The following is an 18,059-nucleotide window of genomic DNA, read 5'->3' as shown; positions in this document are numbered from 1 at the left end:
GGACCGACTCGCCCTCGCGCCGCTCCGGCTCCTGCGGCAGGTGGCCGATGTTCGCGCCCGCCGGGCTGAGCCGCAGCGAGCCGCCCTCGGGGGGGCCGCCGCGGTCGTACGCCGGTCCCGCGGTGTTCAGTTGGCGCCGGCGGGGATGGTGCCGAGGCGGCCGGCCTGGAAGTCCTCCATGGCCTGCTGGAGCTCGCGGTGGCTGTTCATCACGAACGGGCCGTAGTGGGCGACCGGCTCCCGGATCGGCTGCCCGCCGAGCAGGACGACCTCGAAGCCCTCGCTCCGGGAGTCCTGGGTGTCGTCGGCCCGGATGGTGAGGGAGTCGCCCTCGCCGAAGACGACGGCCTGGCCCACGTGGAACGGGCGCCGCTCGGTGCCCGCCGAACCGCTGCCGGCGAGGCCGTAGGCCAGGCCGTTGAAGTCGGCCCGCCAGGGCAGGGTGACCTGGGCGCCGGGGTTCACGGTCAGGTGGATCATCGTGATGGGCGTGTGGGTGGCGCCGGGGCCCTGGTGGCCCGCGATGTCACCGGCGATGAGGCGGACCAGCGCGCCGCCGTCCTCCGAGGCGAGCAGCTTCACGCTGCCGCCGCGGATGTCCTGGTACTTCGGCGCGATCATCTTGTCCGCGGCGGGCAGGTTCACCCAGAGCTGCAGCCCGTGGAAGAGTCCGCCGGACATCACCAGCGACTCCGGCGGGGTCTCGATGTGCAGCAGGCCGGAGCCGGCCGTCATCCACTGGGTGTCGCCGTCGGTGATGACGCCGCCGCCGCCGTGCGAGTCCTGGTGGATGAAGGTCCCGTCGATGATGTACGTGACCGTCTCGAAACCGCGGTGCGGGTGCCAGGGGGTTCCCTTGGGCTCGCCGGCGGCGTAGTCCACCTCACCCATCTGGTCCATCATGATGAACGGGTCCAGGTACTTCTGGTTGATCTTCGCGAAGGCGCGGCGGACCGGGAAGCCCTCGCCCTCGAAGCCGCTGGGGGCGGTCGACACGGCCAGCACGGGACGCGGCCGGGAGTCGGCGGCGGGCGCCGCGATACGCGGCAGAACGAGCGGGTTTTCGACGGTCACGGCTGGCATGTCGGCCTCCTTCGGGGGGTTCCTCTTGCCTACGTCCACGAGATTAGTTCAATTCTCAACAAGAAGCAAGTTGAAGATTGAACTATGTCGCGACGGGAGGGCCGGGGCCCGTTGCGCGGGGCCCGTCGGCCGCGGCGGTGGACCGGCGGCCGGGCGGGCCGTCAGCCGTACATGCGGCGCATGGTGAAGTCGACCATCTGCTCGACCGCCTTGGCGTCGAACACCATCCGGTGCTCGCCCTCCATGTCCAGCGCGAAGCCGTAGCCGGTCGGCAGCAGGTCGAGCACCTCGGCACCGGTGACGGTGAAGTGCTTCGAGTCCTTGCCGGCGTAGCGGCGCAGCTCCTTCAGCGAGCTGAACATCGGGATCACCGGGGTCGGCGTGTTGTGCAGCGCCAGGAATCCGGGGCGTTCGCCGCGCGGGCAGTGCACCTTGGAGGTGATGAAGATGGCCTGGAAGTCCTCCACCGCCATCGAGCCGGTGGTGAAGGCCCGGACCGCGTCCGCCAGTGACGGCGGGGACGGCTCGGGGTAGAGGGACTGCTGCTGCGCCGCCTGCGGCTGCTCGCCGTACGGGCCGGGGCCGGCGCCGGGCATGCCGTTCATGCCCGGCTGCGGTCCCGCCTGCTGCTGGTAGGGATCACCCGGGTATGCGTTCTGGTCATAGCCGTACACACGGACAGGCTAGCGGGAGCGCACCCGCCCGTGCGGGCGTCGATCCTGACAAGGAGTGGCCGTCCCGCCTTGTGGGACGTGACCACGTTCATAGCGGATTCACGGTCAGGGGCTTGAAACATGTTACCGCTGGGTAGCATCATGATGCCTACTGGTGGGTACGGGGCGCCCGAACGCGGCGGTCTCCCGGAAGCGACGAACCGGAGAAAACGGCGATGGGTCACTACAAGTCCAACCTGCGGGACGTGGAGTTCAACCTCTTCGAGGTGTTCGGCCGCGAGCAGGTCTACGGCACCGGACCGTTCGCGGACATGGACGTCGAGACCGCGAAGAACATCCTGAGCGAGATCACGCGCCTTGCCGAGAACGACCTCGCCGCCTCCTACACCGACACCGACCGCAACCCGCCGGTCTTCGACCCGGAGACGAACACCGCGCCGATCCCGGACACGTTCAAGAAGAGCTACCAGGCCTTCATGGACGCCGAGTGGTGGCGCCTGGGCATCCCGGAGTCCATCGGCGGCCAGGTCACCCCGTCCTCGCTGATCTGGGGCTTCGCCGAGCAGATCCTCGGCTCGAACCCGGCCATCTGGATGTACTCCTCCGGCCCGGCCTTCGCCGGCGTCATCGCCGACGAGGGCACCGAGGAGCAGCTGGAGGTCGCCAAGCGGATGACCGACCGCCTCTGGGGCTCCACCATGGTGCTGACCGAGCCGGACGCCGGTTCGGACGTCGGCGCCGGCCGCACCAAGGCGGTCAAGCAGGAGGACGGCTCCTGGCACATCGAGGGTGTGAAGCGCTTCATCACCTCGGGCGAGCACGACATGTCCGAGAACATCATCCACATGGTGCTGGCCCGCCCCGAGGGCGGCAAGCCGGGCACCAAGGGCCTCGGCCTCTTCATCGTGCCGAAGTACGACTTCGACTGGGAGACCGGCGAGCTCGGCGAGCGCAACGGCGTCTACGCGACCAACGTCGAGCACAAGATGGGCCTCAAGGCCTCGAACACCTGCGAGATGACCTTCGGCGCCAAGCACCCGGCCAAGGGCTGGCTGCTGGGCGAGAAGGTCGACGGCATCCGCCAGATGTTCAAGATCATCGAGTTCGCCCGGATGATGGTCGGCACGAAGGCCATCGCCACCCTCTCCACCGGCTACCTGAACGCGCTGGAGTACGCCAAGGAGCGCGTGCAGGGCGCCGACATCTCGCAGTTCCTGGACAAGACCGCCCCGCGCGTCACCATCACGCACCACCCGGACGTGCGCCGCTCGCTGATGACCCAGAAGGCGTACGCCGAGGGCATGCGCGCGCTGGTCCTGCTCACCGCCTCCACCCAGGACGACGTGCTCGCCGCCCGCCTGCGCGGCGAGAGCGACGAGGCCGCCGAGCGCCTGAACGACCTGCTGCTGCCGATCGTCAAGGGCTACGGCTCGGAGAAGTCCTACGAGCAGCTCGCCCAGTCCCTGCAGACCTTCGGTGGCTCCGGCTACCTGCAGGAGTACCCGATCGAGCAGTACATCCGGGACGCCAAGATCGACACCCTCTACGAGGGCACCACCGCGATCCAGGGCCAGGACTTCTTCTTCCGCAAGATCGTCAAGGACGGCGGCCAGGCGCTCACCGCGCTCTCCGAGCAGATCCAGAAGTTCCTCGGCTCGGCCGCGGGCGGCGACGCCCTGGCCGCCGAGCGCGAGCTGCTCGCCAAGGCCGCCGGCGACCTGGAGGCGATCGTCGGCAAGCTGCTGGCGGACCTCTCCTCGGTCGAGCAGGACGTCAAGAACATGTACAAGGTGGGCCTCAACACCACCCGCCTGCTGATGGTCTCCGGCGACGTCGTGGTCGGCTGGCTGCTGCTGCGCCAGGCCGCGGTGGCCCTGGCCAAGCTGGAGGCCGGCGCCTCGGAGAAGGACGTCGCCTTCTACCAGGGCAAGGTCGCGGCGGCCCGCTTCTTCGCCAAGAACATCCTGCCGACCGTCGGCTCGCAGCGTCTGATCGCCGAGGGCGTCGACAACGAGATCATGGACCTGGCGGAGGAGGCGTTCTGACGCCCGCACCCCCGATGACCGCCTGACCCCACCCTCACGCCGAAGGGCCCGGTTCCTCGACCGGGCCCTTCGGTGTGCCCGGGCCCGGCCGCCCCGGCGGGCCGCGGTCCCGGTCACGGGCCCCGGATGACGGTCCGCTACCGGGCGCGGCCGCAGGGTGCGCGGGGCCCGGCGCGGCGTCAGTTCACGTTTCTGTCCGCGTTCTGCATCCGTTGGGGGGATCCGAGTGTCCTGTCCGTGTACGGGCATATGCTCAAGGGGCGAAGCCGACCCCCCATCCGGCTTCAGCCCTCCCTCGACTCAGGAGCAGCATGTCGACCGCCGCCCGTCAGGCTTTCTTCGACCGGACGCACACCGATGATCTGATTGCCTTCCTCGGTACCTCACCGTCGCCCTACCACGCGGTCGCCAGCGCCGCCGAGCGGCTGGAGAAGGCGGGATTCCGGCAGGTGGCCGAGACGGACGCCTGGGACGCGACGGCCGGGGGCCGCTACGTGATCCGGGGCGGCGCGCTGATCGCCTGGTACGTGCCGCAGGGCGCCGGTCCGCAGACGCCGTTCCGCGTCGTGGGCACCCACACCGACTCCCCGAACCTGCGGGTGAAGCCGGTGCCGGACACCGGGTCGGCGGGCTGGCGACAGGTCGCGGTGGAGATCTACGGCGGCGTGCCGCTGAACACCTGGCTCGACCGGGACCTCGGCCTCTCCGGGCGCCTGGCGCTGCGGGACGGCAGCTCGCGGCTGGTGCAGCTGGACGAGCCGCTGCTGCGCGTGCCGCAGCTGGCGATCCACCTGGACCGCCAGGTCAACGAGGGGATGAAGCTCGACAAGCAGCGCCACCTGACCCCGATCTGGGGCCTCGGCCCGGTCGACGAGGGTTCGCTGATCGACTACGTCGCCCAGCGCGCCGGGGTGGACGCCGCCGAGGTGGCCGGCTGGGACCTCATGACGCACGACGTGCAGCCCGCCAGCTACCTGGGCCGGGACCGCGAGCTGCTGGCCGGCCCGCGCCTGGACAACCTGCTCTCGGTGCACGCGGCCACCGCCGCGCTGGCCGCCGTGGCCGGCGACGACCTGCCGTACATCCCGGTGCTGGCCGCCTTCGACCACGAGGAGACCGGCAGCGAGTCGGACACCGGCGCGCAGAGCCCGCTGCTCGGCAACGTGCTGGAGCGCAGCGTCTACGCGCGCGGCGGCAGCCCGGAGGACCGCGCCCGGGCGCTGGCCGGAACCGTCTGCCTCTCCTCCGACATGGGCCACGCCGTCCACCCGAACTACAGCGAGCGGCACGAGCCGGGGCACCACCCGATGCCCAACGGCGGACCGATCCTGAAGGTCAACGTCAACAACCGGTACGCGACCGACGGTATCGGCCGGGCGGTCTTCGCGGCGGCCTGCGAGAAGGCCGGCGTGCCGTGGCAGACCTTCGTCTCCAACAACGCCATGCCCTGCGGTACGACGATCGGACCGATCACCGCGGCGCGGCTCGGGATCAGCACGGTGGACTGCGGCATCGCGGCCCTGTCCATGCACTCGGCGCGCGAGCTGTGCGGGGCGGACGACCCGTTCCTGCTGGCGTCCGCGATCAAGGCCTTCCTGGAGGGCTGAGCACGCCCCGGGGGTCCACGAGCCCCCGACGCCGAAGGGCCCGGCCACCCGGCCGGGCCCTTCGGCCTTCCCGGCGTCGCCCGGAACGCGGCTACTCCATCCCGGCGAGCACCAGGGGCAGCCGGCGCGTGCCGTCCGCCGTCAGCTTCACCGGCACGCCCCAGTCCTGCTGGTGGACGTGGCAGGACGGGAACTCGATCTCCGGGTCGTCGTCGCAGGAGGCGGCCATCGCCGAGACGTGCAGCACGCCCTCGGCCACCTGGTCGGAGAGCACCAGCTCGCGGGAGAGCGCGGAGTCCGCGCCCGCGCCGGAGACCAGCAGCTCGGGCGGGGTGGAGCTGACCAGCAGCCGGGTGGACGGGCCGTAGCGCTCGTCCAGCTTCTGGCCGGTGGGCGCCGAGAAGACCACGTCCAGCTGGAACGCGCCAGCGGCGACCTCGGTGGCGGCCCGCTGGGTGCGGTGCGCCACCGACTCGACCCGGACGGCCTCCTCGGGCAGCCGCAGCCGGGTGAGCCGGTGCCGGGCGGACTCGATCACCACGATGTCGTCGTCGACCAGCACCGCGCCGGAGGGCTCGCGCAGGTCGGTGGCGAGCGTGGTCACCTCGCCACTGGCCGGGTCGAAGCGGCGCAGCGCGTGGTTGTAGGTGTCGCTGACGGCCACCGAGCCGTCGGGCAGCACGGTGACGCCCAGCGGGTGCTGGAGCAGCGCCTGCCCCGCCTCGCCGTCGCGGTGCCCGAAGTCGAAGAGGCCGGTGCCGACGGCGGTCTCGACCGCCTTCGTTTCACGTGAAACCGAACGCAGCGCCGAGGTCTCCGAGTCGGCCACCCAGAGCCGCTCGCCGTCCGCCGAGACCGCCAGGCCGGACGGCTGGGCGAACCAGGCCTCGGCGGCGGGGCCGTCGACCAGGCCCTCGTTGGTGGTGCCGGCCGCGACCCGGACGGTGCCGGCCGCCGGGTCGTACGCCCAGAGCTGGTGGACGCCGGCCATGGCGATCCAGACCTCGCCGTCGAACCAGGCGACGTCCCACGGCGAGGAGAGGTCGACCTCGCGGGCCGGGCCCTCGGTGGCCGAGCCCTGCCACCACTGCCGGCCGGTGCCGGCCAGGGTGTCGACGCTGCCGTCGGCCAGCCGGACGCCGCGCAGCGCGTGGTTCACGGTGTCGGCCACGATCACGTCGTAGGCCGAGCCCTCGGGGAGCAGGGCGAGGCCCTGCGGCTCGCTGAACCGGGGGGAGGTGCCGTCGACCAGGCCGCGCACGCCGTCCCCGATCCGGCGGACGACGCTCTCGCCGTCCTCGGCCAGCTCGACCAGCGAGTGGTGCCCGGAGTCGGCGACCAGGAAGTGCCCGTTCGGCAGCCGGACGGCCTTGCCGGGGAACTTGAGGTCCCCCGCGGTGGGCTCCGGCGCCACGTACGGGCCGTCGCCGCGGCGCAGCGTGCCCTTGGCGGCGTGCTCCGCCTCCAGCTCCTCCACCAGCCGGGCGATGGCGTGCGCGTGCCCCTCACCGGCGTGCTGGGCGACCACGTACCCCTCGGGGTCGATCACCACCAGCGTCGGCCAGGCGCGCACCGCGTACTGCTTCCAGGTGGCGAGCGCCGGGTCGTCCAGCACCGGGTGGTGCACCTCGTACCGGGCGACGGCGTCGACCACGGCCTGGTGGTCGGCCTCGTGCACGAACTTGGGCGAGTGCACGCCGACGATCACCACGGTGTCGCGGTGCTTCTCCTCCAACTCACGGAGCTCGTCCAGGACGTGCAGACAGTTGATGCAGCAGAAGGTCCAGAAGTCCAGGACGGTGATCTTGCCCCGGAAGTCGGCGAGGGTGAGGTCCTTGCCGCCGGTGTTCAGCCAACCGCCTGCCCCGACCAGCTCGGGGGCGCGTACACGTGCACGAGATGCCATACCCCCATCAAACCGCACGTGGGGTGCTCCTCATTCCTGCGGTCGGCGGGGGAGCGCGCCCGGGGGCCGGGGGCTTCCGGCGGGTGGTCACTCCGGGCGGGGGCTGCCGGCGAGGGCGGGGGTGGCCGGGGGGTCGACGGTGGTGTCGGGGGCGACGGCCGGGGCGGGCACGGTGGGGCGGGCCCGTCGGGAGACGGTGTCGCACCAGGTGATCAGACGGCGGCCGGCCTCGATCATCGGTGTCTCCAGGCGGCGGTGCAGCAGGTCGGCGGCGGCCAGCGCGACCAGGCAGACGGCGGCGGCGAACGCCGGGGTGCCGCCGGGCAGCCACGGGGCCAGGGCGGCGGTGAGGCTGACGGCCGAGGCCTGGAGCAGGTAGAGGCCGTAGGAGCGCTCGCCGACGAAGACCAGCGGGCGCAGCGAGAGCAGCAGGCGGCCCGGGCCGGGGCCGAGCAGGGTGGGCAGCAGGAGGGCGACGCCGAGGCCGAAGAGGAAGATGGTGGGCTGCTCGCTGCCGAAGTGGTCGGTCAGGTCCGGCAGGTGGGCGTGCAGGACGAGGAAGCCGGCCCCGGCCACCGCGCCGACCACCGGGTGGGTCAGCGGGCTGAGCAGGGCGAAGCCGCGGCGGCTGTGCAGCACGACGGCGAGCAGCGCGCCGATCAGCAGCACCGAGTAGTGCAGGCCCATGCCCTTCCAGGTCTCGTTGTACGGCACCAGGACGAGGGCGATCGCGGCCACGGCGAGCGGGATGCGGAGCCGGTCGGAGATCAGGCCGACCAGGATCAGCGCGAGCGGCCAGACCAGGTAGAACTTCTGCTCGATGCCGATGGTCCAGGTGTGCAGGTACGGGGTGTCGCCGGCGAGGTGGTACTCGTTCATGAAGCCGAGGTAGTTCGGCAGGTGGTCCATCAGCACCGCCCAGCCGTGGCCGGAGCGGTAGACGGCGACCATGGTGATCAGCAGGCCCAGGTAGTACAGCGGCACGATCCGGAACACCCGCCGGATGTAGAAGTTCCGCAGCGATATGCGCCCGGTCCGGTCCCGTTCCCGGAGCATCAGGGTGGTGATGAGGAAGCCGGAGAGGACGAAGAAGGCGTGCACCCCGATCCAGCCGGAGAGGAACCGGGACTGCGGGCCGCCGTAGTGGAAGAAGACCACGATCACGGCGGCGACGGCGCGCAGCCCGTCCAGCGCGTCGAACCGCCGCATCGCGAGGAATTCGGCATGGGTCAGTCGGCGCATGGGGAGTCTCCGGGCGGGCGGGGCGTCGTCGCCGGGGCACCCGTGCGGGCACCCGCGGTCAGGGCAGCGACATCATGGCCGACCGTGGCCGTTCTTGACCATCCGGTGGTGGAGTGTGACGGTTCCGTGTGCCCGGAGTCGGCTCGGGACGGGACCGCGCTCGGGAGTGGATCCGCTCAGGACCGGGCCGCGCTCAGGACCGGGCCGCGCTCAGGACCGCGGCGCCGAGCGCCAGCGGACCTCGCCGTCCTGCCGCTCGTCAGTGGGGCGCAGGCCGAGCGCCCGGGCGACGGCGGCGGAGGCCCGGTGGTCGGGGTGGACGTGGGCGAGGACGGTGGTGACGCCGGACGCGCGGAGGTGGTCGAGCAGGGCGCGCGCCGCCTCGGTGGCGAGGCCGCGCCCCTGCCAGGGGGTGCCCAGGACCCAGGCGATCTCGGCGGCGTCCGGGCCGATGGTGGCCTGGACGTAGCCGGTCAGCCGGCCGTCGGCGCGCAGCCGGAGCACCCAGTTGCCCCAGGCCTCGGCGGGATCGGGAGAGCCTGCCGCGAGCCGGGCGTAGCGGGCCCGCAGGGCGTCGGCGGTGGCCGGTCCGCCGCCGGTGAAGGTGTAGAGGTCCGGGTCGGCGAGGGCGGCGGCCATCTCCTCGGCGTGCTCGGGGTTGATCGGCAGCAGGTCCAGGCGCTCGGTACGCAGGACGGCGGCGGTGACGTCGGCGGTGTCGTCGGCGGCGGCGGTGTCGTCGGTAACGACGGTTTCGTCGTCGACGGCTGCGGCAGCGGTGGCGTCGGACGGATCGGATTGGTCCACGGGCCCATTCAACTCCGTCGTGTGGCGGTGCTTCGTACGGGGAGGCCGATCGGGTCGAATGGATCGCACGTCCACGCGAAGGAGGCGGTATGCGGTACCTGGTCAGGGAGAAGCTGTTCGCGATCGGTGACGACTACTGGATCGAGGACGATCAGGGGCACAAGGCGTTCCTGGTGGACGGCAAGGTGCTGCGGTTGCGCGACACCTTCGAGCTGAAGGACGCCGACGGCCGGGTGGTCGCGGTGGTGAAGGAGAAGGCGTTCACCGTCCGGGACGCGATGAGGATCGAGGACGCCGACGGCGAGGTGGTGGCGACCGTCCGGGAGAAGCTGTTCACGCCGTTCCGCGACAAGTACCTGGTGGAGCTGGCCGGTGGCGGCGAGCTGAAGGTCCACGGGGACCTGATCGACAAGGACTACCGGATCGAGGACGAGCACGGCGGCGAGCTCGCCCGGATCTCCCGCAAGTGGTTCCGGATCCGTGACACCTACGGCGTGGAGGTGGCCGACGGCGCGGACGTCGGGCTGCTGCTGGCCGTCGCCGCCTGCGTGGACCACCTGACGGCGCAGGACTGACCCGGGTGGTCCGCGGCGGGTGCGGGACCGGCCGTCCCGCACCCGCACCCCTCACGGGCCGGTCAGACGATGACGTGCGGCAGGAAGCGGGCGCCCTGGTGGGTGATCGGGCTGTCGTCCGTCTCGCGGATGCCGAGGCCCGCCGCCTCGCCGTCGATCACCCAGGTGCCGAGCACCGGGCGGTTGCCGTCGAAGTCGGGCAGCGGGTGGTACTGCTGGTAGCAGTGGCCCTCGGCGCCGTAGCGGTCCGGGTCGCCGGCCCAGTCGGCGAGCCGGGTCTCGGCGCCGTCCGGCCCGACGATCCGGATGCCGGCGCCCTCCCGGCCGAGCAGCGGCTTGGCCGCGTACCCGGGGCCGCCCGGGTCGGCGAGTTCACGCGGGCCGTCCAGGTAGGCGGGCAGCAGGTTGGGGTGGCCCGGGTAGAGCTCCCAGAGCACCGCCAGCAGCGCCTTGTTGGAGAGCAGCATCTTCCAGGCCGGCTCGATCCAGAGGGTGGAGCCGGTGCCGCCGCCGTGGTCGATGACGTCCAGCAGCTGCTCGCCGAACTCGTCCTCGGCCAGCCACTCCCACGGGTAGAGCTTGAACGCCGAGCGGATGAAGCGGTGTTCGAGGTCGACGAACCGGCCGGAGAGGCCGTCCCAGCCGATGTCCTCCATCGCGATGCCGACCGTCTCGATGCCGGCCTGTTCGGCGCACTCCTGGAGGTAGAGGGTGGTCATCCAGTCCTCGCCCTCGGTGTCGCCGCGCGAGTGGGCGAAGTGGACCGGGCCGGACGGCAGCAGGTGCTTCTGCCGGGCCCAGGACGCGACCAGCCGCTCGTGCAGCGAGTTCCACTGGTCGGCGGCGGGGAAGCGCTCCTCCATCCAGAACCACTGCGGGCCGGCCGCCTCGATCAGCGAGGTCGGGGTGTCGGCGTTGTACTCGAACAGCTTGGCCGGTCCGGTGCCGTCGTACGCGAGGTCGAAGCGCCCGTAGAGGGCCGGCTGTTCGGCGCGCCGCCGCCAGGACTCGGCGACGGTCGCGGCGAGGCGGGGGTCGGTGATCCCGTAGTCCGCGAACCGGCCGGTGCGGACCACGTGGTCGGCGGCCGCCAGGCACATCAGGTGCAGTTCCTCGACCACCTCCTCCAGCGCCTCCACCTCGGGCAGCGAGAACTCGTAGTACCCGCTCTCGTCCCAGTAGGCGTGCGGGCCGCCCTGGTTGCAGGGGTCGGAGCACATGGCGTAGATCAGGCCCTGGCCCTCGACGGTGGCCAGCCAGTCGGGGCGCGGGGCGATGGTTCTGCGGCGCACCGCGGTCAGCCCCCGCCCGAGCCGCTGGAGCCGGCGGGGCAGCCGAACCCGCCGCGCTTGGTGGCGGCCTTGTCGAAGGTGCCGCCGAGCGCGGTGGTGCCGCCGGAGCCGCAGTAGTACCAGCGGCCGGCGGCGGCGGTGGTGCCGCCCGCGCACGCGTGGCTGTCGAGCACCTTGAGCGTCGTCGGGTCGACGCAGCGGCTCGGCGGGGTGCCGCCGCCGGAGGAGCAGCCGGAGAGCGCCAGGGCGAGGGTGCCGACCATGCCGAGGGTGACGAAGCCCGAGCGGCGCCGGGCGTCCGGCCCCGGGCTGCCGGTGCCGGTGGCTGTGGTGGGGGACTGGGACGGCGTCATGGCGCCCGATGGTACGCGTGGGCCGGCATGGTACGGGAGGGGCCCCGGATTCCTGTTCCGGCCACGCCCGATGGGATATGTTTTGCCGATCCTTGACGGTCGGACCGGGCCGAGCCGGACCGGGCGGCCTCCAGTGAGCGGACACGGGGGACGAACACCCATGAACGACATCCTGCACGGCCTCGGTGCGGCGGCCGCCTTCGGCGCCGTCGGCGTGGTGCTGCTGCTCCTCGGCGTCGGCCTGGTCGACGTCCTGACGCCCGGCAAGCTGGGCCACCAGATCTGGGTGGAGCGCAACCGCAACGCCGCCGCGGTGCTCAGCTCCGCGCTGCTCGGCATCGGCGGCATCGTCTTCACGGCGATCATGTACACCTACGAGGACTTCGGCAAGGGCCTCGTCTCCACGGCCTGCTTCGGCCTGCTGGGCCTGGTGCTGATGGCCGTCGCGTTCTGGGCGGTGGACGTCCTGACGCCCGGCAAGCTCGGCGCGATCCTGGTCGACCCCGAGCCGCACCCGGCGGTCTGGGTCACCGCCAGCTGCAACATCGCGGTGGCGGCGATCGTGGCGGCCGCGATCGCCTGAGCCGCCGTCGGAGGCCCGGGCGCCCGCCCCCGGGGCGCCCGCTCCCGGCGGGTACGGCCCGCGTCGTACGGGCCCGCGCCGTCCGGGCCCTACGCGGCTCCCCCGCCGGGGTGCGGGGCCCCGCCGAGGACGTGCTCGCGGCCCCAGGCCCCCAGCGGTGCCAGCGCGGCGTTGAGCCGCGCCCCGACCGGCGTCAGCGAGTACTCGACGCGCGGCGGCACCTCGTCGTACGCCTCGCGGCGCACGATGCCGTCGGCCTCCAGCTCGCGCAGATGGGCGGCGAGCACCTTCTCGGTGATCCCCGGCACCAGGCGGCGCAGCTCGCCGAAGCGGCGGTTCGGCCGCTCGTCCAGCGCCCAGAGGATCAGTACCTTCCACTTGCCGCCGATCACGTCCATCGCCGCGTCGATCCCGCAGACGTACCCGCCCGGCCTCGGCACCGTCGCCATGCCCACCCCTTCCGACCTGCTCGCTCACCCCAGGGTAACCACCCACTTCGAGGTGCGTACTTGTCCGCCGGCGGGCCGGGCGACGAGCCTGATCGGCATGGCAGAGAACAGCGTTGACCCCGTTTCGAAGTCCACCCCCGCTCCCTCCCTCACCCTGCTCGGCCTCGGCGCGATGGGCACCGCGCTGGCCCGGACCTGGCTCGCCGCCGGGCATCCGCTGACCGTCTGGAACCGCACCGCCGCGCGGGCCGAACCGCTCGCCGCCCTGGGCGCCACTGTCGCCGCCACCCCCGCCGAGGCGGTCGCGGCCAACCGCCTGGTGGTCGTCTGCCTGCTCGACGACGCCTCCGTGGAGGCTGCGCTGGACGGCGTCGACCTGGCCGGCCGGGACGTGGTCGACCTCGTCACCGGCACCCCCGGCCTGGCCCGCGCCCGCGCCGCGTGGGTCGAGCAGCGCGGCGGCCGCTACCTGGACGGCGGGATCATGGCCGTCCCGCCGATGATCGGCGTTCCGGAGGCCGGTCCGTACGTCTTCTACAGCGGCTCGCAGGCGCTGTTCGAGGAGCACCGCGAGACCCTGTCCGTCCCGGCCGGCACCCGCTTCGTCGGGGCGGACGCCGGGTTCGCCGCCCTGTACGACGTGGCGCTGCTGAGTGCCATGTACGGCATGTTCGCCGGGGTGGCGCACGCCTTCGCGCTGATCGGCGGGGAGGCGGTGGCCCCGAGCGACCTCGCGCCGCTGCTGACCTCTTGGCTCCGGGCGATGGCCGGCTCGGTGGCGCGGACCGCCCTGCAACTGGAGGGCGGTGACTACACCGTGGGCGTGGTCTCCAACCTCGCGATGCAGGTCGCCGGCACGCCCACCTTCCTGCGCACCGCCGAGGAGCAGGGAGTCAGCGCCGAGCTGCTCGCCCCGTACTTCGCGCTGATGGCCCGCCGGCTCGCGGAGGGCTCCGGGGCGGAGGACCTGACCGGCGTGGTCGACCTGCTGCGACGGTAGGCGGAGCGGGCGGGCCGGCGCTCGCCGCCCTCAGCCCGCCGCGCGGTCGGTCGCGGGGCGGCGGCGCAGCGCCGCGTCGGTGAGGGCGGGCGGCTGCCAGACGCCGTCCGGGTGGTAGACGTTCGTGCCGGGCGCCACGATGGCGTCGATCCGGTCGAGGGCGGCGTCGTCCAGGGTGAGGTCGGCGCCCTTCAGGGCCGCCGCCAGCTGCTCCCCGGTGCGCGGGCCGATGATCACCGAGGTGACGGCCGGGTGCGCCAGCGGGAAGGCGAGGGCCAGTTCGGGCAGGGTGCGGCCGAGGTCCTCGGCGAGCGCGGTCAGCTCCTCGACGGCGTCCAGCTTGGCCACGTTGACCGGCAGCGCGGGGTCGAAGCGGCCGGGGTGGAGGGCGGCCCGGCCGGTGCCGAGGTCGATCGGGCGGCCCTTGCGGTAGCGGCCGGTGAGGAAGCCGGAGGCGAGCGGGCTCCAGGTCAGCGCGCCCATGCCGAGCCGCTGGACGGTCGGCAGCACGTCCCGCTCGATGCCCCGGGCGAGCAGCGAGTACGGCGGCTGCTCGGTGCGGAAGCGGGGCAGGCCGCGCCGCTCGGCGGCGAGGTACGCCTCGACGATCTCCGCGGCGGGGAAGGTCGAGCAGCCGAAGGCGCGGATCTTGCCGGCCGTGACGAGGTCGCCGAGCGCGGAGAGGGTCTCCTCGATGTCGGTGGTGTGGTCGGGCCGGTGGACCTGGTAGAGGTCGATCCGGTCGGTGCGCAGCCGGCGCAGGCTCTCCTCCACCTCGTGGATGATCCAGCGCCGTGAGTTGCCGCCCCGGTTGCGGCCCTCGCCCATCGGGAAGTGCACCTTGGTGGCGAGGACGACGTCGTCGCGGTTGCCGCGGCTCTGCAGCGCCTTGCCGACGATCTCCTCGGACTCGCCCGCCGAGTACATGTCGGCGGTGTCGACGAAGTTGATGCCCTGGTCGAGGGCGGTGTGGATGATGCGGACGCAGTCGTCGTGGTCGGGGTTGCCGACCGCTCCGAACATCATGGTGCCGAGGCAGTAGGCGCTGACCTCGATGCCGGTGCCGCCGAGGATGCGGTAGCGCATGGTGCTGGTCCCCCTGCTGTGGTGGGTGGCCGTCCCCGGCCGGGAGCCGGGTCGCTCGCCCCCGACGGTAGATCTTGGAGTGCACTCCAGGGCAAGGGGCGGCGGCGTCCCGTCGGTGACCGGTTCCGGCGTGACCCCGGTGGTCGCCGCGCGGTCGTCCGGTGTCGCACCGGGGGGGCCGGCGGGGCGCGGTTTGCGGAACCGGCAACAAAGCTTGCCGATGATGCGGGGCTCGTCGCAGGCTGGCGGTGCCGGCGACCGCACCGATCCGGGCCGCCGCCGGGGTCCGCCGCCGGGGTCCGCCGCCGGGGTCCGCCGCCGGGCTCGCCGGGCCCGCCGCCGCGCGGTGAAGCCGCCGGTCCGGATGCCGATGCCGATGCCGACGCCGAAGCCGCCACCGACCTGAACGGAGCACCCCATGCACCGCCCGCACCACCACGACGCTCCCGCTACCGCCCCCGCTCCCGCTACCGCCCCCGCTCCCGAGTCGGCGAACGCCGACGCGCACGGCCACGGCCACAGCCACGATCACGGCCACCACGGTTCCGGCTCCGACCCGGACTGGGCGGCGCTCGTCACCTACCTGGAGCGCGAGGGCGAGCTGAACACCCCCGCGTTCGTCGGGGCCGCCGGGTGGCTGGGCGAGCTGATGGACGGCGTCCCCGTGGGGCGGGTGCTCGACATCGGCAGCGGTCCGGGGGTCGTCGCGACCGTGCTCGCCGATGCCTTCCCGGCCGCCGAGGTGGTCGCCGTCGACCAGTCCGCCGCCCTGCTGGAGCGCGCGGTGGCCCGTTCGTCCGGCCGTGTCACCGCCCGGCAGGCCGAGCTGCCCGCCGAGTTCGGCGGGCTGGGCACGGCCGATCTGATCTGGTCCTCCCAGGCGATCCACCATCTCGGCGACCAGCAGGCGGCGTTGACCGAGCTGGCCGGCTCGCTGCGTCCGGGCGGTCTGCTCGCCGTCGCCGAGCGCGGCTTGCCGCTGCGCTTCCTGCCGCGTGACCTCGGCCTCGGCCGCCCCGGCCTGCAGGCCCGGCTGGACGCTACCCATGAGGACGTCTTCGCCGCGATGCGCGCCCGACTCCCGGGCTCCGTCGCGGAGGTGGAGGACTGGCCGGGCATGCTGTCCCGCGCGGGCCTCACCCCGGCCGGCTCGCGCACCTTCCTGGTGGAGTGGCCGGCCCCGCTCGCCGCCCCGGGGCGCGAGCACCTGTACACCCATCTGGAGCGCCGCCGCGCCCAGTTGGACGCGGGCCTGGACGCGGAGGACCTGGCCACTCTGGACGCCCTGCTCGACCGCGAGGCGCCGACCGGCATCCTGAACCGCCCCGACGCCTTCTACCTCACCGCCACCACCGTCCACACCGCCCGGGCGACCGGCACGGCCTGACGGGGACCGCCCGGCGGGCGCGCGGACGGCGCGCCCGTCGGCGGTCAGAGGCCGGAGGCCAGCTTCAGGGTGACGGCACCGGCGATGATCGCGGCGAAGGACAGCAGCTTGGGGAGCGTGATCCGCTCCTTGTAGAGCACGGCACCGAGGACGACCGTGCCGACCGAGCCGAGCCCGGTCCAGATGGTGTAGCCGACGCTGACGTCCAGCGTCCTGAGCGCCAGGCTGAGCGTGAAGATGCCGCCCGCGGCGGCGACCAGGGTGAGGACGGACGGCCAGAGCTTGGTGAAGCCGTGGGTGGCGTTGGTGCCGAGGGCGAAGACGATCTCGAAGACGACGGCGATCGCGAGGAAGATCCAGGCCATGACGGTGGGCTCCTTGGGTGGTGGGGCGGCGGGGGAGGGCGGGGTGGGCCGGCTGCGCGGGATCAGGCGGTGGCCGGCTGCTCCGCCTTCCCGGCCGGCCGGTCGCTGCCCCCGGCCGGCCGCTCGGCGCTCCCCGCCGGCTGCTCCGCGCCGCCGGGGCGGTCGGAGAGCTTGAGGCCGAGCACCCCGCCGATGATCAGGACGAAGGCCGCCGCCTTTCCGGGGTTCATCGACTCGCGGAAGATCACCGAGCCGAGGACGACGGTGCCGACCGAGCCGATCCCGGTCCACACCGTGTAGCCGACCCCGACGTCCAGGGTCTTCAGGGCGAGGCTGAGGAAGAAGATCCCGCCCGCCGCCGCCCCGGCGGTCAGCAGGGACGGGCCCAGCACGGTGAAGCCGTGGGTGGCGTTGGTCGCGAGGGCGAAGACGACCTCGAAGAGCGAGGCGATCAGCAGGTAGATCCAGGCCATGGGAGAACCTCCCGGGTTCGTCGCGGGTAAGTGATTGCATGTATGTGCAAATTGATGTCGACTGGGCAAGAGCATGCATGTACAAGTAACCTGTGTCAATCCGCCCCGCCTGTGCCAGGAGCAGCCCATGGACCCGGAACCCAGCCCCACCAGCGGCGACCCGGACGCCGGGCCGTCGGATTCCCGGATGTGGAGCCGGCTCACCGCCCTCCACGCCCATGTCGAGGGCCGGCTCGCCACCGCGCTCCAGCGCCGGCACGGGCTCGGCCTGTCCGAGTACCGCGCCCTCGGCTTCCTCTCCGAGGCCCCCAAGGGCGAGCTGCGCATGCAGGACCTCGCCGCCGTCCTCGGCCTCAACCAGAGTTCGGTCACCCGACTGGTCGCCCGCCTGCACACCGCGGACTTCACCTACCGGGACCTCTGTCCGGACGACAAGCGCGGCGTCTACACGGTGATCACCGCCGCCGGCCGCGCCCGTCACCAGGAGGCCCGCGCCACCTACGAGGAGACCCTCGGCGCCGCTCTGGACGAGGAGGCCGCCGCCGCCCCCGACCTCGCCCCGCTCCTCGGCACGGCGCGCCGCTCCCTCGGCTGAGCGCACCACCCGGCCGCTCCCGCACCTTCACCCCACCCGCCCCCGCGCGCAGGAAGTCGACCCGGCCGACTTCCTGCGCGGCACGGTGCCGAATGCCGGCGGCCCGGTGCCGAACGCCGCGTACAACGGTGCCGAACGCCGGGTACGACGGTGCCGAACGCCGGGCGGTACGGTCGCCGCATGGCAGCTTCGAACCCCGATGTCGTCGTGGTCACCACCACCCACGACGACGAGTCCAAGGCCCGCGCCCTGGCCACCGCCGCGGTGCGCGAACGGCTGGCCGCGTGCGCGCAGCTCTACCCGGTCCGGTCGGTCTACCGCTGGGACGGCGAGGTGCGGGAGAGCGCCGAGTGGCGCGTCGACCTCAAGACCCGCGCCGGGCTCACCGCCCGGCTCACCGCGTTCATCACCGAGCACCACGACTACGACACCCCCGAGGTCGTCGCCGTCCCGGTGGTCTCCGGCAGCGGCGACTACCTCGCCTGGGTGGCCGCCGAAACGGGCCCCTGACCGGCCGTCCTCACAGGAGCGGCCCCC

At 72.9% G+C, this 18,059-nt stretch carries 19 protein-coding genes; 8 read left to right on the top strand and 11 right to left on the bottom strand.

Annotation, left to right across the window (positions count from 1 at the left end; all coding sequences use genetic code 11):
* Nucleotides 1–126: 126 nt before the first annotated feature.
* On the bottom strand, nt 127–1,083 hold the full coding sequence (locus ABT263_RS17225) for a pirin family protein (RefSeq protein ID WP_352291226.1): 957 nt from the start codon (nt 1,081–1,083) through the stop codon (nt 127–129).
* Between the two features lie 161 nt (nt 1,084–1,244).
* Entirely contained in the window at nt 1,245–1,757 is a 513-nt protein-coding gene (locus ABT263_RS17220; RefSeq protein ID WP_329488978.1) for an SseB family protein, read from the bottom strand.
* 215 nt (nt 1,758–1,972) lie between these two features.
* Between ABT263_RS17220 and ABT263_RS17215 the strand changes: the two genes are divergently transcribed.
* Both ABT263_RS17215 and ABT263_RS17210 read left to right on the top strand, forming a co-directional pair.
* Nucleotides 1,973–3,802, top strand: a complete 1,830-nt coding sequence (locus ABT263_RS17215) for an acyl-CoA dehydrogenase (protein ID WP_352291225.1) — start codon at nt 1,973–1,975, stop codon at nt 3,800–3,802.
* Nucleotides 3,803–4,113: 311 nt separating this feature from the next.
* The gene (locus ABT263_RS17210) at nt 4,114–5,409 is read left to right on the top strand and encodes a M18 family aminopeptidase (RefSeq protein ID WP_352291224.1); all 1,296 of its coding nucleotides are present in this window, start codon (nt 4,114–4,116) and stop codon (nt 5,407–5,409) included.
* Nucleotides 5,410–5,500: 91 nt separating this feature from the next.
* Here the strand turns inward: ABT263_RS17210 and ABT263_RS17205 are convergent, their stop codons facing one another.
* The 3 genes from ABT263_RS17205 to ABT263_RS17195 form a co-directional block, all read right to left on the bottom strand.
* Nucleotides 5,501–7,315, bottom strand: a complete 1,815-nt coding sequence (locus ABT263_RS17205; protein WP_352291223.1) for an NHL domain-containing thioredoxin family protein — start codon at nt 7,313–7,315, stop codon at nt 5,501–5,503.
* 87 nt (nt 7,316–7,402) lie between these two features.
* A complete protein-coding gene (locus ABT263_RS17200; protein WP_352291222.1) occupies nt 7,403–8,557 on the bottom strand; it encodes an acyltransferase family protein in 1,155 nt (384 codons plus the stop codon).
* A gap of 210 nt (nt 8,558–8,767) precedes the next feature.
* On the bottom strand, nt 8,768–9,250 hold the full coding sequence (locus tag ABT263_RS17195; RefSeq protein WP_352291232.1) for a GNAT family N-acetyltransferase: 483 nt from the start codon (nt 9,248–9,250) through the stop codon (nt 8,768–8,770).
* Between the two features lie 203 nt (nt 9,251–9,453).
* Here ABT263_RS17195 and ABT263_RS17190 point away from each other — a divergent pair, with 203 nt between their 5' ends.
* On the top strand, nt 9,454–9,939 hold the full coding sequence (locus tag ABT263_RS17190) for an LURP-one-related/scramblase family protein (protein ID WP_352291221.1): 486 nt from the start codon (nt 9,454–9,456) through the stop codon (nt 9,937–9,939).
* Nucleotides 9,940–10,001: 62 nt separating this feature from the next.
* Here ABT263_RS17190 and ABT263_RS17185 read toward each other — a convergent pair whose 3' ends face one another.
* Both ABT263_RS17185 and ABT263_RS17180 read right to left on the bottom strand, forming a co-directional pair.
* Entirely contained in the window at nt 10,002–11,231 is a 1,230-nt protein-coding gene (locus tag ABT263_RS17185) for a glutathionylspermidine synthase family protein (protein ID WP_352291220.1), read from the bottom strand.
* A 5-nt stretch (nt 11,232–11,236) separates the two neighbouring features.
* Nucleotides 11,237–11,584 carry a hypothetical protein gene (locus ABT263_RS17180; RefSeq protein WP_352291219.1) on the bottom strand — a complete coding sequence of 116 codons (348 nt, stop codon included), beginning with the start codon at nt 11,582–11,584 and terminating at the stop codon, nt 11,237–11,239.
* Between the two features lie 160 nt (nt 11,585–11,744).
* Here ABT263_RS17180 and ABT263_RS17175 point away from each other — a divergent pair, with 160 nt between their 5' ends.
* Nucleotides 11,745–12,167, top strand: coding sequence for a DUF350 domain-containing protein (locus tag ABT263_RS17175; RefSeq protein WP_329488993.1), 423 nt, complete (start codon nt 11,745–11,747; stop codon nt 12,165–12,167).
* A gap of 89 nt (nt 12,168–12,256) precedes the next feature.
* Here ABT263_RS17175 and ABT263_RS17170 read toward each other — a convergent pair whose 3' ends face one another.
* Nucleotides 12,257–12,616, bottom strand: a complete 360-nt coding sequence (locus ABT263_RS17170) for a winged helix-turn-helix transcriptional regulator (RefSeq protein WP_329488994.1) — start codon at nt 12,614–12,616, stop codon at nt 12,257–12,259.
* A gap of 97 nt (nt 12,617–12,713) precedes the next feature.
* Here ABT263_RS17170 and ABT263_RS17165 point away from each other — a divergent pair, with 97 nt between their 5' ends.
* The gene (locus ABT263_RS17165) at nt 12,714–13,616 is read left to right on the top strand and encodes an NAD(P)-dependent oxidoreductase (RefSeq protein WP_352291218.1); all 903 of its coding nucleotides are present in this window, start codon (nt 12,714–12,716) and stop codon (nt 13,614–13,616) included.
* 30 nt (nt 13,617–13,646) lie between these two features.
* Here ABT263_RS17165 and ABT263_RS17160 read toward each other — a convergent pair whose 3' ends face one another.
* Nucleotides 13,647–14,702: an aldo/keto reductase gene (locus ABT263_RS17160; RefSeq protein WP_352291217.1), complete on the bottom strand. Its 1,056-nt coding sequence runs from the start codon at nt 14,700–14,702 to the stop codon at nt 13,647–13,649.
* A 418-nt stretch (nt 14,703–15,120) separates the two neighbouring features.
* Here ABT263_RS17160 and ABT263_RS17155 point away from each other — a divergent pair, with 418 nt between their 5' ends.
* Nucleotides 15,121–16,089: a class I SAM-dependent methyltransferase gene (locus ABT263_RS17155; RefSeq protein ID WP_352291216.1), complete on the top strand. Its 969-nt coding sequence runs from the start codon at nt 15,121–15,123 to the stop codon at nt 16,087–16,089.
* A 44-nt stretch (nt 16,090–16,133) separates the two neighbouring features.
* Here the strand turns inward: ABT263_RS17155 and ABT263_RS17150 are convergent, their stop codons facing one another.
* Both ABT263_RS17150 and ABT263_RS17145 read right to left on the bottom strand, forming a co-directional pair.
* Nucleotides 16,134–16,454: a DMT family transporter gene (locus ABT263_RS17150; protein WP_352291215.1), complete on the bottom strand. Its 321-nt coding sequence runs from the start codon at nt 16,452–16,454 to the stop codon at nt 16,134–16,136.
* Nucleotides 16,455–16,516: 62 nt separating this feature from the next.
* Nucleotides 16,517–16,927, bottom strand: a complete 411-nt coding sequence (locus ABT263_RS17145) for a DMT family transporter (RefSeq protein ID WP_352291214.1) — start codon at nt 16,925–16,927, stop codon at nt 16,517–16,519.
* A gap of 127 nt (nt 16,928–17,054) precedes the next feature.
* Here ABT263_RS17145 and ABT263_RS17140 point away from each other — a divergent pair, with 127 nt between their 5' ends.
* The gene (locus ABT263_RS17140) at nt 17,055–17,522 is read left to right on the top strand and encodes a MarR family winged helix-turn-helix transcriptional regulator (protein ID WP_442906833.1); all 468 of its coding nucleotides are present in this window, start codon (nt 17,055–17,057) and stop codon (nt 17,520–17,522) included.
* A 180-nt stretch (nt 17,523–17,702) separates the two neighbouring features.
* Nucleotides 17,703–18,032, top strand: a complete 330-nt coding sequence (cutA, locus tag ABT263_RS17135; protein ID WP_352291213.1) for a divalent-cation tolerance protein CutA — start codon at nt 17,703–17,705, stop codon at nt 18,030–18,032.
* The last annotated feature ends 27 nt before the right edge of the window (nt 18,033–18,059 follow it).

It is taken from the genome of Kitasatospora sp. NPDC001603 (assembly GCF_040298365.1).
Lineage (GTDB): Bacteria > Actinomycetota > Actinomycetes > Streptomycetales > Streptomycetaceae > Kitasatospora.
This window is presented reverse-complemented; position numbering and strand designations above follow the sequence as displayed.

Bases quoted from the DNA above. Each gene is read 5' to 3' on its own strand.
- ABT263_RS17155 (WP_352291216.1), top strand. From the start codon at position 15,121: ATGCACCGCCCGCACCACCACGACGCTCCCGCTACCGCCCCCGCTCCC.
- ABT263_RS17165 (WP_352291218.1), top strand. From the start codon at position 12,714: ATGGCAGAGAACAGCGTTGACCCCGTTTCGAAGTCCACCCCCGCTCCC.
- ABT263_RS17215 (WP_352291225.1), top strand. From the start codon at position 1,973: ATGGGTCACTACAAGTCCAACCTGCGGGACGTGGAGTTCAACCTCTTC.
- ABT263_RS17205 (WP_352291223.1), bottom strand. From the start codon at position 7,315: ATGGCATCTCGTGCACGTGTACGCGCCCCCGAGCTGGTCGGGGCAGGC.
- ABT263_RS17200 (WP_352291222.1), bottom strand. From the start codon at position 8,557: ATGCGCCGACTGACCCATGCCGAATTCCTCGCGATGCGGCGGTTCGAC.
- ABT263_RS17170 (WP_329488994.1), bottom strand. From the start codon at position 12,616: ATGGCGACGGTGCCGAGGCCGGGCGGGTACGTCTGCGGGATCGACGCG.
- ABT263_RS17210 (WP_352291224.1), top strand. From the start codon at position 4,114: ATGTCGACCGCCGCCCGTCAGGCTTTCTTCGACCGGACGCACACCGAT.
- ABT263_RS17160 (WP_352291217.1), bottom strand. From the start codon at position 14,702: ATGCGCTACCGCATCCTCGGCGGCACCGGCATCGAGGTCAGCGCCTAC.
- ABT263_RS17190 (WP_352291221.1), top strand. From the start codon at position 9,454: ATGCGGTACCTGGTCAGGGAGAAGCTGTTCGCGATCGGTGACGACTAC.
- cutA (WP_352291213.1), top strand. From the start codon at position 17,703: ATGGCAGCTTCGAACCCCGATGTCGTCGTGGTCACCACCACCCACGAC.
- ABT263_RS17225 (WP_352291226.1), bottom strand. From the start codon at position 1,083: ATGCCAGCCGTGACCGTCGAAAACCCGCTCGTTCTGCCGCGTATCGCG.
- ABT263_RS17140 (WP_442906833.1), top strand. From the start codon at position 17,055: ATGGACCCGGAACCCAGCCCCACCAGCGGCGACCCGGACGCCGGGCCG.
- ABT263_RS17150 (WP_352291215.1), bottom strand. From the start codon at position 16,454: ATGGCCTGGATCTTCCTCGCGATCGCCGTCGTCTTCGAGATCGTCTTC.
- ABT263_RS17180 (WP_352291219.1), bottom strand. From the start codon at position 11,584: ATGACGCCGTCCCAGTCCCCCACCACAGCCACCGGCACCGGCAGCCCG.
- ABT263_RS17145 (WP_352291214.1), bottom strand. From the start codon at position 16,927: ATGGCCTGGATCTACCTGCTGATCGCCTCGCTCTTCGAGGTCGTCTTC.
- ABT263_RS17175 (WP_329488993.1), top strand. From the start codon at position 11,745: ATGAACGACATCCTGCACGGCCTCGGTGCGGCGGCCGCCTTCGGCGCC.